At 34.9% G+C, this 17,426-nt stretch carries 21 protein-coding genes and 1 riboswitch; of the genes, 18 read left to right on the forward strand and 3 right to left on the reverse strand.

The window, feature by feature from the left end:
- The first annotated feature begins 28 nt into the window (after positions 1-28).
- The 5 genes from SH601_RS14020 (at position 29) to SH601_RS14040 (ending at position 2,193) form a co-directional block, all read left to right on the forward strand.
- The gene (locus SH601_RS14020) at positions 29-958 is read left to right on the forward strand and encodes an RpnC/YadD family protein (RefSeq protein WP_319958969.1); all 930 of its coding nucleotides are present in this window, start codon (positions 29-31) and stop codon (positions 956-958) included.
- A 49-nt stretch (positions 959-1,007) separates the two neighbouring features.
- The gene (locus SH601_RS14025; protein WP_319958970.1) at positions 1,008-1,238 is read left to right on the forward strand and encodes an RpnC/YadD family protein; all 231 of its coding nucleotides are present in this window, start codon (positions 1,008-1,010) and stop codon (positions 1,236-1,238) included.
- 278 nt (positions 1,239-1,516) lie between these two features.
- Entirely contained in the window at positions 1,517-1,741 is a 225-nt protein-coding gene (locus SH601_RS14030; RefSeq protein WP_319958971.1) for a DUF1659 domain-containing protein, read from the forward strand.
- Positions 1,742-1,775: 34 nt separating this feature from the next.
- The gene (locus tag SH601_RS14035; RefSeq protein ID WP_319958972.1) at positions 1,776-1,988 is read left to right on the forward strand and encodes a DUF2922 domain-containing protein; all 213 of its coding nucleotides are present in this window, start codon (positions 1,776-1,778) and stop codon (positions 1,986-1,988) included.
- Positions 1,989-2,052: 64 nt separating this feature from the next.
- The gene (locus SH601_RS14040) at positions 2,053-2,193 is read left to right on the forward strand and encodes a YvrJ family protein (protein WP_319959093.1); all 141 of its coding nucleotides are present in this window, start codon (positions 2,053-2,055) and stop codon (positions 2,191-2,193) included.
- A gap of 63 nt (positions 2,194-2,256) precedes the next feature.
- Here the strand turns inward: SH601_RS14040 and SH601_RS14045 are convergent, their stop codons facing one another.
- The 3 genes from SH601_RS14045 to SH601_RS14055 form a co-directional block, all read right to left on the reverse strand.
- Positions 2,257-2,412 (reverse strand): DUF1540 domain-containing protein, encoded by a 156-nt coding sequence (locus SH601_RS14045; protein ID WP_319958973.1) that lies wholly within the window; start codon positions 2,410-2,412, stop codon positions 2,257-2,259.
- A 61-nt stretch (positions 2,413-2,473) separates the two neighbouring features.
- Positions 2,474-3,739 carry a helix-turn-helix domain-containing protein gene (locus SH601_RS14050; RefSeq protein WP_319958974.1) on the reverse strand — a complete coding sequence of 422 codons (1,266 nt, stop codon included), beginning with the start codon at positions 3,737-3,739 and terminating at the stop codon, positions 2,474-2,476.
- An 82-nt stretch (positions 3,740-3,821) separates the two neighbouring features.
- Entirely contained in the window at positions 3,822-3,989 is a 168-nt protein-coding gene (locus SH601_RS14055) for a hypothetical protein (protein ID WP_319958975.1), read from the reverse strand.
- 130 nt (positions 3,990-4,119) lie between these two features.
- On the opposite strand from SH601_RS14055, the gene SH601_RS14060 reads away from it, so the two are divergent.
- The 13 genes from SH601_RS14060 (at position 4,120) to SH601_RS14120 (ending at position 17,408) form a co-directional block, all read left to right on the forward strand.
- Positions 4,120-4,692 carry a nitroreductase family protein gene (locus tag SH601_RS14060; protein ID WP_319958976.1) on the forward strand — a complete coding sequence of 191 codons (573 nt, stop codon included), beginning with the start codon at positions 4,120-4,122 and terminating at the stop codon, positions 4,690-4,692.
- A 141-nt stretch (positions 4,693-4,833) separates the two neighbouring features.
- Positions 4,834-6,090: a prolyl oligopeptidase family serine peptidase gene (locus SH601_RS14065; protein WP_319958977.1), complete on the forward strand. Its 1,257-nt coding sequence runs from the start codon at positions 4,834-4,836 to the stop codon at positions 6,088-6,090.
- Between the two features lie 131 nt (positions 6,091-6,221).
- On the forward strand, positions 6,222-6,572 hold the full coding sequence (locus SH601_RS14070) for a DUF3784 domain-containing protein (protein WP_319958978.1): 351 nt from the start codon (positions 6,222-6,224) through the stop codon (positions 6,570-6,572).
- Positions 6,559-6,966, forward strand: coding sequence for a YrvL family regulatory protein (locus SH601_RS14075; RefSeq protein WP_319958979.1), 408 nt, complete (start codon positions 6,559-6,561; stop codon positions 6,964-6,966). The genes SH601_RS14070 and SH601_RS14075 overlap by 14 nt, the downstream gene beginning before the upstream one ends.
- 170 nt (positions 6,967-7,136) lie before the next feature.
- Positions 7,137-7,231, forward strand: a riboswitch (cyclic di-GMP riboswitch).
- Between the two features lie 97 nt (positions 7,232-7,328).
- Positions 7,329-7,958, forward strand: coding sequence for a response regulator transcription factor (locus tag SH601_RS14080; protein ID WP_319958980.1), 630 nt, complete (start codon positions 7,329-7,331; stop codon positions 7,956-7,958).
- Positions 7,959-8,317: 359 nt separating this feature from the next.
- Positions 8,318-9,082, forward strand: a complete 765-nt coding sequence (locus SH601_RS14085; protein ID WP_319958981.1) for a YveK family protein — start codon at positions 8,318-8,320, stop codon at positions 9,080-9,082.
- Positions 9,057-9,749 carry a CpsD/CapB family tyrosine-protein kinase gene (locus SH601_RS14090; protein ID WP_319958982.1) on the forward strand — a complete coding sequence of 231 codons (693 nt, stop codon included), beginning with the start codon at positions 9,057-9,059 and terminating at the stop codon, positions 9,747-9,749. Before SH601_RS14085 ends, SH601_RS14090 begins: the two co-directional genes overlap by 26 nt.
- Before the next feature lie 166 nt (positions 9,750-9,915).
- A complete protein-coding gene (locus SH601_RS14095) occupies positions 9,916-10,656 on the forward strand; it encodes a tyrosine-protein phosphatase (RefSeq protein ID WP_319958983.1) in 741 nt (246 codons plus the stop codon).
- Positions 10,657-10,973: 317 nt separating this feature from the next.
- Positions 10,974-11,741, forward strand: a complete 768-nt coding sequence (locus SH601_RS14100; RefSeq protein WP_319959094.1) for a tyrosine-protein phosphatase — start codon at positions 10,974-10,976, stop codon at positions 11,739-11,741.
- Positions 11,742-11,810: 69 nt separating this feature from the next.
- Positions 11,811-12,689, forward strand: coding sequence for a UTP--glucose-1-phosphate uridylyltransferase GalU (gene galU, locus SH601_RS14105; RefSeq protein ID WP_319958984.1), 879 nt, complete (start codon positions 11,811-11,813; stop codon positions 12,687-12,689).
- 28 nt (positions 12,690-12,717) lie between these two features.
- Positions 12,718-14,550, forward strand: coding sequence for a polysaccharide biosynthesis protein (locus SH601_RS14110; protein WP_319958985.1), 1,833 nt, complete (start codon positions 12,718-12,720; stop codon positions 14,548-14,550).
- Between the two features lie 231 nt (positions 14,551-14,781).
- Positions 14,782-15,408 carry a sugar transferase gene (locus SH601_RS14115; RefSeq protein ID WP_319958986.1) on the forward strand — a complete coding sequence of 209 codons (627 nt, stop codon included), beginning with the start codon at positions 14,782-14,784 and terminating at the stop codon, positions 15,406-15,408.
- On the forward strand, positions 15,405-17,408 hold the full coding sequence (locus SH601_RS14120) for a glycosyltransferase (RefSeq protein ID WP_319958987.1): 2,004 nt from the start codon (positions 15,405-15,407) through the stop codon (positions 17,406-17,408). The genes SH601_RS14115 and SH601_RS14120 overlap by 4 nt, the downstream gene beginning before the upstream one ends.
- Positions 17,409-17,426: the final 18 nt, after the last annotated feature.

Genomic DNA, 17,426 nt, shown 5'->3' on the forward strand with positions numbered 1-17,426 from the left:
TAATAAATAAAATAGGTGGTGCTAACAAATGGTATCTTTGTTGCTAGTAAAAGAAGAGCGGTCTAATTATATAGACCATGACCAGTTATTCAAGCAATTAATTGATACGTTCTTTGAAGATTTTCTCACAGCTTTTTTTCCTCACATTTCTCAACATCTTGCCTTTCCAACATTAAAACCATTATCAACAGAATTATTTACAGAATTAGTAGCTGGTGAAAGACGCCGAGCAGACATTGTAATGGAAGGAAAATTAAAGGGAGAGGACACGCTTATTATCATTCATATTGAACCACAGAGCTCTCCTCAAAAAGATTTTCCCAAAAGAATGTTTGAATACTACTGTTTACTGTATACTAAATATAAGAAACCTATTATCCCTATTGCTGTATTTAGTTATGACCACATTCGCGATGAGCCAGATACATTTACGATGTCATTGCCTTTCCATGAGACACTTACCTTTCAATATATCAAACTACAATTAAAATCATTAAATTGGCGTACTTTTTTGAAGAATGATAACCCTGTTGCTGCGGCTTTATTAAGTAAAATGAATTATAATGCTTCTGAAAAATTAGAAGTAAAAAAAGCATTTTTGCGAATGTTGGCAACTCAATCACTAAATCGTGAAGAAGTGAAGTTACTATTTGGCTTTTTTGAAACGTACCATCATTTAACAAATGAAGAGGAGGAAACCCTTATGTCTGAATTAAAAAACACAGGTGAAGAAAGTTTAGCAGAGTTCGTAAAGAAATTGCCCAATTCATTTTTTGACAGAGGATTACGTGAAGGAAAGCAAGAAGGGATGCGTGAAGGAAGAAAAGAAGGAGAACGAGAAGGAAAAATGGGAGAAAGGCGAAAGATAGCAGCGAATTTATTAGCTAAAGGAATGAATAAAGCGGAAGTGATGGAAGTTACTGGACTGACAGAAAAAGAAGTAGAGTCATTAGACTGAATCGAGATTCCCGACTACCGATGCAACAAATGAAGAGGAGGAAACCCTTATGTCTGAATTAAAAAACACAGGTGAAGAAAGTTTAGCAGAGTTCGTAAAGAAATTGCCCAATTCATTTTTTGACAGAGGATTACGTGAAGGAAGAAAAGAAGGAGAACGTGAAGGGAAAATGGAAGAAAAGCGAAAAATAGCGGCGAATTTATTAGCAAAAGGGATGAATAAAGCAGAAGTGATGGAAGTTACTGGACTGACAGAAAAAGAAATAGAGGCATTAGATTGAAGTGAGACCCTAATCCCACTGATTGTAAGTGAAGCTATTGACAGTGTATAGTAATAATGATTTTAACAGGAGGAGAAGCCTTAGTGCTTCTTCTCTTTTTTTGTCATGGTGCATGAAGTTCGTAAAATCCTCCACTTCAAGGTTCCAGTTAAAACAAAGAAGCTAAGTGAGGGATAAACGGACGCTAATGTCCTGATAACTTCCACTTTATTTTTTTAAAATGAATGACACCTTTCTCCCTCTCGTTTTGATTATAGAGGTGAAGGGAGGTGAGACAGATGGCAAATGCAGAAAGAGTTGATTCAAGACTTCAGTTAACATTCGAAACAGGTGTTGATCCTGTGTCAGGAGAACCGATCTATCAATCAAAATCGTTTAACAATGTGAATGTTGATGCAACAGCAGAGCAATTACTTGCAGTAACAAATGCGCTTGTTCCATTACAACAACATAGCTTGTACACAGTGAAGCGTAATGACACAGAATTAATTACAGCTGAGTAAGTGTAACGGTTGTAAAAGGAAGGAGGTGTGAACGGTGAAAAAGCTTGAATTGAAATTTAAAAATGAAGAAGATAAAACAGTAACGATTTCATTAGATTATCCAGTAGAACCTGTTGATCCAGCAGCAGTTTCTGCAGCAATGGATACAATCTTAGCCGAGAATGTTTTCTTTACTTCAGGTGGTGAGCTAGTTGAGAAGGCTAGTGCACGTATTGTAGAACGTCATGTATCAGATATTGAACTGTAATTTAGTGATAAGGAGGGCTGTCATGCTCTCCTTTTCATATGAAGAAGAGAAAGGAGTGCAAAACATGGAGGAAACTTGGTTATCAATAATAACGGATTTAGGTTTTCCGGTTGCGGTGACGTTTTACTTATTACACCGGATTGAATCAAAACTCAATACATTAATTGAGTCCATTGTTACCTTGCCTGATAAAATGCATGACTAAAAGAAAAGAAGGTGAACCTCAGCTAACGATATTCTCGTTAGCTGAGGTCATTAAAGAAGGCTGCTAGACGGTTGGGACGAAGGTATGGCAATCCGTTTCTTGTACATCTTTAGCTTGTTTACCTGTATGACTGACAACATAGATCGTATCAGCAATACATTTATTCCCTTCGGCCCAATATTTACAGTTGTTTACTTCACATTTCACATCTTTCGCCATCACACACACCTCCTATAGTCATATTGTGAAACGGTGTATAGGAAATATGTGAGGGAAAATATTACTTTTTAGGATAGATAGTTAACAATCGCATAAAATGAGTATTATTAGCGTCAACACAAAGATAATGTGCCGAGGCTTCTTTATAAATATGTAATTGTTGCGATACATTACCTAAGATAGCGTGACAATAATTTTGGGCAGTTCTGTCACCAGTCGTTTGGAAATATGGTAAGATTTCCTCACTGATTTTTGTGCGGTAGTTATCTGTGCCATGTATTTGTAAGAGGATGCCTTCTAATAAATAGCAATAATAAGTATATTTTTTCTGTTTGTTTAGTTTGTTAGCAGAGTTGATATAGGTTAAAGCCAGATCGGGTTTTTTCTGTATGGCATAGAGGTAGGAAGTGAAAAGAATATACTTCGCTTTTTGTAATGGATTTTTTTCATTGGCGATCGCTTTTTTGTTATATTTTAAAGCATTATCCACATCATTATTTTCAAAATATGCAAGGCTTAATACATAATGAATGTAACTGGTGTAGATGCTCGTATAATGAGCTAAAATATGATGGAGTTTTTCAATAATAATAGTGTTGGACTGTTGCATGCTGTAAATCGCATTTTTTAAAAGAAGAATGTTGGATAGTAAGGCACTTGGGAGGTTCATAGATGATTGGTATAGCTTCAAGGCAGTATCAGCATAGCTGTTGGAATCTTGATAATTTCCGATTTCCTCATAGGCTAATGCATAATATAAGTGGATGTCACCGTCTATTGCAGATTTTTCAGGATGTAACTTGGATGCTACGTTCAAATAACAAAGTGCATAGTTAATGTGATGGATTTCTAAATAATATAAGCTGAGCGCTTTCTGGAATGGAAAGGTGTGAGTGGTAGTCTGTGTTTCTATGTAATGTTGTACATCTGTTACATGCTTTGTTGCGATGTCTGTTCGATGCCGAATAAGTGCGTATAAGAAATGACATAACACATGTAATCCTTTATTCTCATAGAAATAGGGTGCTGGTACTTCCCTTAGTTCATTGTAATATTTTTGAGCTGTTGTGTAATTTCCTTGTGAGATACTTCGGTGCCATGAATGTAGTTTATTGGAAAGTGGCTGGTCCTCTTGGGCGGTGAATTCTTCGATTTGGAGTGTCTCTTGAATACGTGACAGTAATTCTCTCGATGGATCGTATTTTCCTAATTCAATTCTACTAATCGTCGATACACTAGTGTTTACAACATTTGCTAAACTTTGCTGTGTCCAACCTAATTTCTTACGATAAAGCCTAATTAATTTCCCCTTATCCAACATATGCATCACATCGCTTTCCTTGTTTTATTACAATTAGTACCAGAATAACAATACCATATTATCATAAAAGTTCCATAATCATACAAGTTCATTTCTGGGATTTACGAAAAATTTGCAATGTACTAATAAAAATCAACAAAAAAATAAGAATCATAAATGCATGAAGGCTAATTAATGGAATAACATAAAGTAAGAAAACAGTAAAAATGATAAAACCAATGGTCATGATGAAGAAGAATGATAAAAACCGGAACATGACAACTCCCTCCTATCGCTTAACATCCGGATAAGTCTCACCTTATAAAATATGATATCCGCCTAGAAACGTGATTTTTGAGATATTCTCTAAATTAGCATATAATTTGGAAGTAAAGGGGGAATGAATAATGAAAGATATTAATGTAAAAGAGTATCGCTCTGCAGATTATCCGATCGATGATATGTTTTTAGATCGTTGGTCACCACGTTCTTTTGCAGAGAAGGAAGTAGATGACGAGACATTAATGAGTGTGTTTGAAGCAGCTCGTTGGTCACCGTCTGCTTCTAATAAGCAACCATGGCGCTTTATTATTGCGAAAACAGCTGAAGACCGTGAGAAATTCCATTCTTTTATTATGGATGGCAACTTAGCTTGGTGTACGAAAGCGCCAGTATTAGCCGTGATTGTTTCTGATACAGAAGCAGGGGGATCACATGGGTTTGATACAGGAACTGCATGGGGCTATTTAGCATTGCAAGCAATGAAGAGCGGTTTAATTACCCATGCGATGGGAGGCTTCTATCGTGATAAAGCACGTGAAGTATTAAACATCCCAGAACAATTTGATATTCAAGCAGTTATTGCCATTGGTTATCAAGATGAAAAAGAAAAATTAGCAGAAGTATTCCAAGAACGTGAATTACCATCTAGCCGTCGTCCCGTAGCGGAGTCGGTGATGGAAGGCGAATTTAAAGGTTAATAAAGTAAATTTTATGGTCTGTTCATCCTGTTTGAGCAGACCATTACTTTATGCTCTTGTTTTTGTCAACGTTTTCATATATTGTTTTGTTATCGTTTTCATAAAATAAAGCAATGATACACATCAAGGAGGATGCACCATATGTTGCAAAAAACAATTATTCTATGCAGTATGATCATCATGACTATCGGTTTCAGCTTAAGCGTTTCGGCTAAAGATTCGAACGGGTATTACACAATCACAGAAATTCAAGATTGGGGTCCAGCAATCACTAAAATTATCGTGGAAGTGGGGAAACCCATACCAACTGGGGCGATTGATCAGGATACCTTTTCCGTACATGTAACTCGTAGCGATGATAGAGTGGAAGAGTCCATTTTAGAAGAAGGGTATCGCCAAGTAACGAATGCATATGTAGCAGATAAGCAAGGTAATCCAGCAAAGAAAATGGGAAAATACGCTGTTCTTGAATTAGAAATTGGTCCTGATAAGACATTAGGAGCACCAATGCATTATGTGAATTCGAATAACTGGATTGATGTAGAGTATGTTATTACGCAAGAAAAATCAATTGAAGCACCATATGGTGAAGTGAACGGATTGACGATTACATCATTGAAAGGTGATATAAAACAAGGAGTAGAAAAGTTTACTACAGATAGAGGTACCTATGCTGGGATTGATATGTCTTATGCAAGTTACACGCCTGAAACAAAAAGCAAAGAGAAACCGTTAATTGTGTGGCTACATGGTGGTGGTGAAGGTGGAACAGATGCTACTATTCCATTAGGAGCTAATAAAGCGATTAATCTAGCTTCAGAATCGATTCAAGATTATTTTGATAGGGCATATGTATTAGTACCACAAGCTCCAACGAAATGGATGGATGGAGTAACGGCTGATTCAGATGGGACATCCAAATATACGGAATCATTAATGGAGCTAATTGAAGCATTTGTCCAAGATCATAAGGATATTGATCCAGAACGTATTTATATTGGTGGAGCTTCAAATGGCGGATATATGACGCTTGTGATGACGAGAGAGTATCCAGATTATTTTGCGGCTGCTGTTCCCGTATGTGAAGGATTGAATGATTCTTTGCTTTCTGATCAAGATATTCTGACATTAGCGAAGACGCCAACATGGTTTGTAACAGCTGAAAATGATCCAACACTTGATCCAGCACTTCATACATTGCCAACCTATGAGAGGATGGCCTCTGTAGATGAAGCGAACGTACATCTAACTTTGTTTGATAATGTTGTGGATCAATCTGGTTTATATACTAATGAAGATAATACTCCATACGAATACGCAGGTCATTGGTCATGGATTTATGTATTCAACGACCAAGTTCTTGGCTTATTCGAATGGTTAGCAGAACAAGAAGCTTGAATTTTTTCAAGCTTCTTTTCTTTTGTGATAAAATATAAGGAATGATTTAGTAATATTTGAAAAAATGAAACCTCTTTTTACTAAAAATCGTCTGTAAGAATATAGACTTATAAAAAGGTGGTGATTAGTGAATGATTGTACAACTTCCGATCTGGTTTATTTTTATTGCACATATATTAGGCGTAGTTCTAGTATTTCTAGGATTAAGAATATGGATAAAAGAAGAAACGTTTTTAATAGAAAGTATTGGAGTAATGAAAGAAGGTAAGGATATCACTACATTGTGTAAATTTGTTGGTCAATATTCTGTTGCGCTAGGCGTTATTATTCTGGCATTGCCACTATTGCATTATTGGATAGATTCTATTGGTGTGCTTATCATTATTACAAGCGTGTTGATTATCTCCGTTATTTTCTGGGCGACGATTCATAGACAATTTTTCATTCCAAAACAAGGTGGAAAGACATATGAGCAAAACTGACAAAATAATAATTGCAGTTTTGGTGACGATTGTGCTTAGCGCAGTAATAGCGGTCTATTTCTTTGGGATGGCAGGTATATTTAATCTATTAGGAGTCCAGTATCATTCGGTCGGTTCCTTAGTACTATTCGTTATTCTATTCTTTGTAATTGGCATTGTCGTCGAATTATTTTCTAATGTGTTCTCGCGAATAGTAGCCAAGCAATTTACAGGGAAAGGGCATAAGCTGGTTGTACGATTATTGATTGAAATAGCAGCGAACTGGCTGGTATTATACATAACAGATGAAATCGTAAGTGGTGTAAATCTCTCACCAGAAGTGAAAGTCATTGTCGCTGTTATACTTGGGATAGTGGAAGTAGTGCTTGTATCTGATGAGAAGAAGAAACAATAGACTTATGATGAGTGGATAAACTTCAAAAAATCCTACGTAACAAATACAAAGGTCTTAAAAATGACATATATCACCTTAAATTGAGACTAATGTATCAAATCTGTTAGAATATCATTCTAGTAGTTGAAAGTATAGTAGGGAAAATGTATGATAAATAATGTAATTACATAATTAGATAAAGGCAAACTGTTTGAAAGAGCAGGACGCAAAGCCTAGGGTCTAACGGTTATTGACGAGAATAACCTATGATCGCCTGGTTACCTAAAAACATTAAAAATTTGTATAAGTATGTTTTTTAGGCTGTTTCTGTATGAGAAATAGTCTTTTTATTTGCAAAAAAAAAGAAATGGGAGGAAATATCAATGCGTATAGCGATAGTAAAAGAAGCTTCTATCTACCGAGAAGGCTTGGAAGGAGTACTATCCAACGAGTTTAATGCACATGATGTGATTGCGGTTGAGCCAAATGATGTTGAACAACTCAAGGACTACATTATTGATCTACTCATCATTGATATTGACACGAATAGTAACTATATGAATTTAATCCACCAATATAGGGAAAATAATAAGAAGATTGTTGTTTGGACAGAAAACATCTCCCATCCAGATTTAATCGATCTATTTAAGCTGGATTTACATGGTTATTTCTATAATGGAATGGAAAAAGAAGATTTACTTCGTGCCGTAAAAAAAGTCATGTTAGGACAACACTACATACATGAAGAGTTGTCAGCTATCTTATTAGGAGACTATCGAAATCTTCATAATCGTAAAGACTGCAGACCAGTCGGTGTATTTACCAATCGTGAATGGGAAGTAATGGAGCTTTTAACAAAAGGGTATAGTAATTATCGAATAGGTGAACAGTTATATATTACAGATAAGACAGTGAAAAATCATATTAGTTCTATTTTACGAAAACTTAATGTGCCAGACCGTACCAATGTGGTGCTTACAGCATTAAAAAATCGTTGGTTTTATGTATCGTAATTAAAGAAAAAGCCTGTGAATGGACGCCGATTCCAGAAAGTCAGAGTAGAAAACCTAACTTTTTTGGGTGGGAACGACCATGCAGGCTTTTTGTTATGCGGTGCAAAACGATCATTTTGAGAAAATGTCTGTTATTAATTGTATAAAAGTAATTTTTAAACAAATTAAATCTATTTAACTAATCCTTTAGAATCATTATCATGCCTCTTTTTAGCTATATTTTTGGAAAAAATACAAAAAAAACAGTAGATTATTATGCCAAACTGAAATAAATTGTGTTATAATCTCGAATATGGTGTGTTCCTTTAGACAGTTGTTGATAAAGTTCAGCCGAAAGAATGAAAACCGGAGGTAAAAAAATGGAAGAAACGATTTCCCTGAAAGAGATTTTTGAAGTCCTGAAGAAACGTATATTGCTAATTATACTATTAATAGTTGGCGCTGCAGCTATCAGTGCTATCATCAGTTTTTTTATTTTAACACCAACTTATGAATCTAGTACACAATTTATCGTTAATCAAGAGACGAGCGAAACTAATAACGTCGATATAAATCAAATTCGTTCTAATGTAGAAATTATCAATACATACAATGATGTTATTACCAGTAATCGTATCTTAGAGCAAGTAATAGAAGATATGAATTTAACAATATCGCCTAGTGAACTAAGTGATAAAATTTCATTATCTAACTCAGATAGTTCACAGGTTGTGACATTATCGGCAGTAGATTATGATCCAGCTGTCGCGGTAGAGATTGCCAATACAACAGTAGGAGTATTTCAAGAGAATTTACCAGAAATAATGAATGTGAACAATGTAAATATCTTATCAGAAGCTGAATTATCAGCAAATCCTAAACCAGTCAACCCGAAGCCAGTACTAAACATCGCGATCGCGCTTGTTCTTGGGGCAATGCTTGGAGTCGGTTTAGCTTTCTTACTTGAATATTTGGATAACACGATTAAGACAGAGCAAGATGTCGAAAGTAAATTGGAGCTCCCGATTTTAGGCGTAGTATCACATATAGATGAGAAAGAAATGCTATCTATGGGAAAGCAAGTTTCTATCAATCAAGTGAGAGAAAGGGGTAATGTAAGTGGCCAAAGGAAAAAAACAGTCTAATCAAAAAAGCATGCGACACTTAATTACGAAGATGAATCCACGTTCTCCGATTGCAGAGCAATATAAAACGATTCGGACAAATCTTCAATTTTCTTCTGTTGATGGAAAGTTGCAATCAATGTTAGTTACATCATCTGGTCCATCAGAAGGGAAGTCATCAACGACAGCAAATCTGGCGATTGTATTTGCACAACAAGGGAAGAAGGTATTACTAATCGATGCGGATATGAGAAAGCCGACATTACATTATACATTCCGAATCGATAACCGTCGTGGCTTAAGTAGTGTATTGGTAGCTGAGTCAGAATTGAGTGACGCTATTACGACCAGCGATGTAGCAGGTCTTGATTTACTTCCATGTGGTCCAATTCCTCCCAATCCTTCAGAGTTGTTAGGCTCTAGAGCGATGGAGACGCTGATTGCCAATGCAAGTTTAGAATATGACTTGGTTATGTTTGATACACCACCAGTATTAGCGGTAACAGATGCGCAGATTCTTGCCAACCTTTGTGATGGAGCGGTAATGGTAGTTCGTAGTAAGCAAACAGAGAATGATGCAGCAACAAAAGCAAAAGAGCTACTTGAAGTAGGCAATGCTAAGTTATTAGGTGTTGTTCTGAATGACCGTGAACAACAAAAGGGACACTATTATTATTACGGTAACTAAACAAAAAAACTTTCGATATCATATCGAAAGTTTTTTTGTTTAATTACCCTTTAATATTGTTAAAGAAATACGAATATTTTAATGATAACTTTGCAAATAGTGATGGTTATGGTATTCTTTAAAAAGAACAATTGAATACCATTTGATAACGAGAAAGGGTGGTCTTATGTTAGATATTAATCCATACATTCTTCCGATTAATCAAGAAAGTGTGGCAAATATTAGTTCAGCAATCGCCATAGCGAAAGAAGCGGAACAGCTAGGCGTACGAAAGATTATTGCTACACCAAGAAATGTAGAAGGAAAACAAGAAACCATTACAACACTCGTTAGTAGATTAAATCAAGAGTTGAGCGATCAAGGCGTGAATGTGGAGTTGATTCCTGCACAAACAATCCGTCTCTATGGCGAAATAGAGAAGGATCTAACGTCAAATAGTATACTTACTTTTAGCGATGATCCGGTGTATCTTTTTGTTGAGCTTGCCCAAGAACATACGCCTGAGTATACAAGACAGCTTTGTTATGATTTACAGTTAAAGGGATATCAGCCGATTTTCGTTCATCCAGAAAAAAATCTGAATATTCAGCAAGATAACGATTTGTTGTATAGCTTGGTGAAAAATGGCGGGTTAGTCCAAATAAGTGCTGCAAGTTTGAGTGGTAAGGAAGGAAAAAAAGTTCAAAGGTTAGCAAAAGATTTTGTTAAGCATAACTTAGTTCATTTCATTGGTTCCGATTCACGAGAAGCTAAATCTTATCATTTAACGGATGGATGGAAGGTAGTCCGTAAATTAAATAAATGGCAAACGTTGCAAGATAATATGAATTTGTTCATTAATCGCAAGGCTGTAAGAGGGGAAGAACCAATGAGAGTGAAAAAGACTAAAATATTAGGTATCTTCTAATGTTTATCACGGTGCATGAGTCCGTAAAACCCCCACTTCAAGGCTCGAGTGAAACGAGGAAGCTAAGTGGGGGATAAACGGACGCTAACGCCCTGATAAGTTTCGCTAACAATCAGTGGGAGTCAAGAATTCCCACTGATTGAAGTCTCGCTTTATGTAAAAAAATGAAAGAAAATAATGACTAATCATACAAAAAAGTATCCTATACGACAAAATGCGACAAAATAAACCTGTTTCCTTGATGTAGGTTTACTGTTATACTGTAAGTTGACTTTTGTTATGAGCGTATTTTGAATAAAGAAAGGACGATGGATCGAATGATCGATATTCATTGTCATATTCTACCGAATGTCGATGATGGTGCAAAGCATATGGAAGATTCTGTACAGATGGCGAAAAGTGCTGTTTCACAGGGGATTACGACGATTATTGCTACACCTCACCATATGAATGGTAGCTATGATAACTACAAAGAAGATATATTAGTTGCTGTTGAATGTTTAAATGATAGATTGCAAGAAGAAGAGATTCCTCTTACTATTCTACCAGGACAAGAAACACGAATATATGGGGAAATGCTCGAAGATTTGGAAAAAGGGCAGTTATTACCTTTAAATGAAACAAGTGGATATTTATTCGTGGAGCTTCCTTCTAACCATGTTCCGCGCTATACAAAACAATTACTGTTTGACTTACAATTAAAAGGAGTGAAGCCAGTAATTGTCCACCCAGAACGAAACAAAGAATTAATGGAAAACCCTGATATATTATATGATTTAGTTAGTAATGGCACATTAACACAAGTAACCGCAGCGAGTATCGCTGGGAAATTCGGTAAAAAAATTAAGAAGTTTAGTTCACAAATGATTGAAGCGAACTTAACACATTTTATTGCGTCTGATGCACATAATACTACGACTAGAGGTTTTGTGATGCAGGATGCACTCTCGATTGTGAAAAATGAATATGGAACGTCAATGGTATATTGGTTTATGGAGAATGCGCAATATTTAGTGAATGGGGAAATTGTAGTAGGAGATGTTCCGGAAAAGATAAAGAAAAAGAAGGTTCTAGGTATCTTCTAAAGCCTTGTATAGTATAGATTTTTTATATGTCAATTGGAAAAATATAAAATTGAAGGATGGTTAATTATTATGAAAAAAGTCAGAAAAGCGATAATTCCTGCAGCAGGACTTGGTACAAGATTTTTGCCTGCTACAAAGGCAATGCCAAAGGAAATGTTACCAATTGTAGATAAGCCAACAATTCAATATATTATCGAAGAAGCCATTGAATCTGGTATTGAAGATATTATTATTGTGACAGGTAAAGGTAAGCGTGCTATTGAAGATCACTTCGACCATAACTTTGAATTAGAAGATAATTTATATAAAAAAGGTAAGTTTGATTTATTAGAAAAGACAAAACAATCATCAAATGTAGATATTCATTATATTCGTCAAAAAGAACCATTAGGTTTAGGACACGCTGTTTGGTGTGCGCGTAAATTCATTGGTGATGAACCATTTGCAGTATTATTAGGTGATGATATTGTACAAGCAGATACACCATGCTTAAAACAATTGATTGATCAGTATGAAAATACTGGTGGGTCTGTTATCGGTGTCCAACAAGTGCCAGATAATGAGACACACCGTTACGGCATTGTAGACCCGAAAGATCAACACGGCCAAAACTATTCCGTGAATAAATTTGTAGAAAAACCTAAACAAGGTACTGCACCATCCAACTTAGCTATTATGGGACGTTACGTATTATCGCCTACTATCTTTAAATACTTAGAACAGCAAGAAACAGGTGCTGGTGGCGAAATTCAGTTAACAGATGCGATTCAGCGTTTAAATGAATCACAAAGTGTATTTGCCTATGACTTCTCTGGTAAGAGATATGATGTCGGGGAGAAATTAGGATTTATTAGAACAACGATTGAGTTCGCATTAGAGAATGAAGAGATTGGTGAAGAGGTACAACAAATTATCAACCAATTAGCAGAAAATAAGGTTACACAATAAATATTTACAAGAGAAGGGAAGAGCCCACATGGGTTATAAAAAACGAATTTTGTTATTAGTGTTGTTAGACTCCCTAATTGTAAGTACGGCAATCTTTATCGCATCATGGATTGTGTATCCCGGCACACAAAACATTTCAATAGCAACAATGGTAATTACTTCAATTGCCTTGTTGCTATTTCATCATGTCTTTGCATTTGGTTATAAGCTGTATCATAAGGTATGGGCTTATGCAAGTGTTGGGGAATTAATTGCCATTGTAAAAGCAATAACCTTTACAATTATAGCTACAGGAGTCGTGCAGTTTTTAGTGAATGATTTTTCTATTTATAAGAGAGCACTTATTGTTACATGGTTATTACATATTATTTTAATTGGTGGTTCGCGATTTGTATGGAGAATTTATCGTGACCGCTATATGAGGGATAAGGAGGATAGACAACGTACGCTAATTGTCGGAGCGGGAGCTGCAGGTGCAATGATTGCGAGACAATTAAAAAATGAACAACAAAATACAGAGCTCCTACCAGTTGCATTTGCTGATGATGATATGGCGAAACATAAAATGCAACTATATGATCTGCCAGTTGCAGGAAGCACAAAAGAAATACCAAGCTTAGTAAAAGACTTAGAAATTGATCATATTGTTATTGCGATACCATCACTGACAAATGGTGCTTTAACAGAGATGGTCGCCATTTGTAATAGTACAAATGTGAAAGTGCAAATGGTACCGAAAATTGAAGATATTGTTTCAGGTAAAATATCTGTTAGTTCATTAAAAAATGTAGATGTTGAGGATGTATTAGGGAGAGATCCGGTTGAATTAGATATTAACTCCATTTCCGAATATGTAACTGGCAATACGGTAATGGTTACTGGTGCTGGTGGTTCAATAGGTTCTGAGATATGTAGACAGTTAATGCGATTTACACCATCAAAAATATTGTTAGTAGGACATGGTGAATTTAGTATTTATTCCATTGATATGGAGTTACGCCAAAAATATCAGCAAAAAGATATTGAAATCGTACCTGTTATTGCAGATGTACAAGATCGCGAACGTATTTTTGAAATTGTTCAACAACATAACCCAAGAATTATTTACCATGCAGCAGCACATAAGCATGTACCGTTAATGGAATATAATCCTCACGAAGCAGTGAAGAACAATATTATCGGAACACGAAATGTAGCAGAAGCGGCTGATACATATGGCATTCATACATTTGTTTTAGTTTCTACAGATAAGGCCGTGAATCCTACTAATGTGATGGGAGCTACAAAACGAGTTGCCGAAATGGTTGTGCAAAATTTAGCGAAGAAAAGCAAGACAAAGTTTGTCGCAGTGCGCTTTGGTAATGTACTAGGGAGTCGTGGTAGTGTAATTCCATTGTTTAAGAAGCAAATTGAGCAGGGTGGTCCTGTAACGGTAACACATCCAGATATGACTCGTTATTTCATGACTATTCCAGAGGCATCTAGATTGGTTATCCAAGCAGGTACGCTTTGTCAAGGTGGAGAGATATTTGTCTTAGATATGGGAGAACCAGTTAAAATAGTTGATCTAGCTAAAAATCTTATTAAACTATCAGGTTATACAGAAGCTGAAATTCCAATTCAGTTTAGTGGTATTCGACCAGGCGAGAAAATGTACGAGGAATTATTAGGTGAAGATGAAGTACACCCTGGTGCTGTTTATGAGAAAATTTACGTTGGTAAAACAGTTGATGTAGAGTTTGAGCAGGTTGTAGATTTAATAGAAAGCTTCCCTAACCAAACGAAAGAAGGGTTAAAAGAGCAATTAATGAATATTGTTTATTATGATTCACAGAAGAAGAGTGAGGTTGTTAGATCATAGAAAACATGCTAGTGCTATAATGTAAAGGAACTTATTATGGCACTAGCATATTAATCGTTAAAGGTAAGTGCAATAGTAAAGGAATTATAACTTTTTGTTTATTTGTTTTAGAAAAGTACTGCATTATATAACAGTTATCTTCGTTTATTGTTGCAGTTAATTTTACTGGTTAATTTATTTTAAATAGTGTTTCTATTTATGTTATGTATTATGAAAAAGAGGTGATGAAAGGTGTTTTATAAAGTAGTAAAGCGGATAATAGATTTTCTGATGGCCCTGATTGGCTTGATTGTGTTATCACCAGTTCTTCTAATTTTAATCATTGCAATCAAAATTGATTCAAGAGGACCTGTTTTATTTAAACAGAAACGAGTAGGCATTAATAAAACTCATTTTCATATATTAAAATTTCGGACAATGCGCATTGATACACCAAAAGACACACCTACTCATTTGTTAGGTGATCCTGACGCGTATATTACAAAAGTTGGTAAGTTTCTTAGAAAGACCAGTTTAGATGAAATCCCACAAATTATTAATATTTTAATAGGTCAAATGGCTATTATTGGACCACGTCCAGCGTTATGGAATCAATATGATCTAATTGAGGAACGTGATAAATATGGAGCGAATGATGTATTACCTGGATTAACTGGGTGGGCACAAATTAATGGGCGTGATGAATTGCCGATTGATGTAAAAGCAAGGTTAGATGGTGAATACATAGAACGTATGAGTATTACTTTTGACATTAAATGTTTTGTAGGCACTTTTGTGAGCGTATTGAAAAGAGATGGGGTTGTTGAAGGTGGAACAGGATCAAAAGATTATCAAGATAAGGAGTCATCTGGTAAATGAAAAGAGTATTAATAACAGGAAAAAATAGTTACGTTGGTAACTCCTTTGAGAGCTGGATTAAGGAACGTTATCCTGAAGATATACAGATAGACAAAATAAGTGTACGAACAGATGGGTGGAAGGAGATAGATCTTTCCGTTTATGACGTAGTGTTGCATGTCGCAGGAATTGCGCATGTTTCTACAGATCCGAAGATGGAAGAGTTATACTATAATGTCAATAGAAATTTAACTGTTGAAATTGCTAAAAAATCAAAAGAATCTGGAGTTAAGCAATTTATATTTTTAAGTAGTATTATTGTTTATGGAGATGCTACTAAGGGCTCAAAAGTTATTAATGAAAACTCCCTTCCTACACCGAGTAATTTTTATGGCAAAAGTAAATTAGAAGCGGAAAAAGCTATAGATGAGCTTAATAGTGATGAATTTCACGTTGTACGTATTCGCCCTCCAATGATATATGGAAAGGGAGCAAAGGGGAATTATCCTAAGCTATCAAAAATCGCTCAAAAAACTCCTTTATTTCCTGATATAAGTAATGAAAGAAGTATGCTTCATATAGATAACCTATCAGAATTTATTAGACTTATGATAAAAAATGAAGAAAGTGGTTTATTCTTCCCGCAAAACGATGAGTATGTGAGAACAAGTAAAATGGTCGAAATTATCGCTCAGACTCACGGAAAGAAAATTAGGTTAACGAAATTATTGAATCCTGTGATAAAATTTTTAGTAAATAAAGTGAATGTTGTTAGTAAAGTATTTGGTAATTTAGTATATGATGAAGGTATTAGTGATTATCATACAAATTATAGAGTAAGAAGTATGAAAAATTCTATTGAAGCAACAGAGAAAGTTGAAGAAGAAAATGTAAATATTTTAATAATGGGTGATAATGGACTTGAGACGGTTGGTGGTGAACAAGAATCCACGAAGATAATTATTCAAGGCATCCATGATACTTATAAAGTGGGTGTTATACAGCCAGGTAAAATCTCTAATCCAATAACTGGAGTGAAATATTATTATCTTACTGAAAAAACTCGCATTAAACATTTGATAGTAAATCCATTTGTTTTTTTAGGATACATAAATAAGATTAGGAAAATAATTAATCATGAAACTCCTGAAATTATACACACACAAGCTCAGGTTAGCTTTTTTATAGTAGCATTATTAAGAAAAAGTAAACTAATACCTAAAAAAACAACATTAATTCATACTGAGAGAGGGTTATATACAAAATATGGCAATTTCTTTAAAAAAGTATTCTTGTTTTTTATGAAAGAATTAGATGTGTTGGTGCTTACTACACAATTTAATTCAAAGTATTGGAAGGAAGCAATCGAAAAAAAAGAGCTAAATATGAAATTTCAAGTAATAGAAAATACAGCAGGTAAACTATTTGAGGAATATAATACGGTAATAAATAAAGATCAAACAGAAGATATCGTTATTGGTTTTGCGGGACGTTATACAGAGTGGAAAAATTGGCCACTTGCAGTAGGAATATGTGAGAAATTAGATGAGAAATTGAAAGGTAAATTTCGTGTGAGAATGGCTGTTGGATGTTTAGATGAAAAATCTAGTAAAGAAACGCGTTTGATGTTTGATAAATTAAAACATTTACTAGGGGATAGATTTAATGGGCAAATAAATATTGATATAGATGAAATGAATAAGTTTTATTATGATATTGATGTGTTTATATTAACATCCAGATATAATACAGAATCATTTGGTAGAACGTTAGTAGAAGCAATGAGTAGAAGGACAATTGTTTTAACTACTGATTCAGGTGGATCAGTGGAAGTTGTAGGGAATATGGATAATGTTTGTGAGAGTGCAGATGAATTTGTAGAAAAAGTGATTTCGTATAACAATGATAGTAAAAAAATGAGTAATGAAAAAGAAGCAAATATAAAGAGAGTAAAAGAACAATATTCATTAAATAATAATATAGAAAAACATAGGCACTTATATCAAAAAATCTATCAATAATTATTTGTTGTTTGGAGA

Source organism: Gracilibacillus pellucidus (assembly GCF_033949965.1).
Classification (GTDB): domain Bacteria; phylum Bacillota; class Bacilli; order Bacillales; family Amphibacillaceae; genus Gracilibacillus; species Gracilibacillus pellucidus.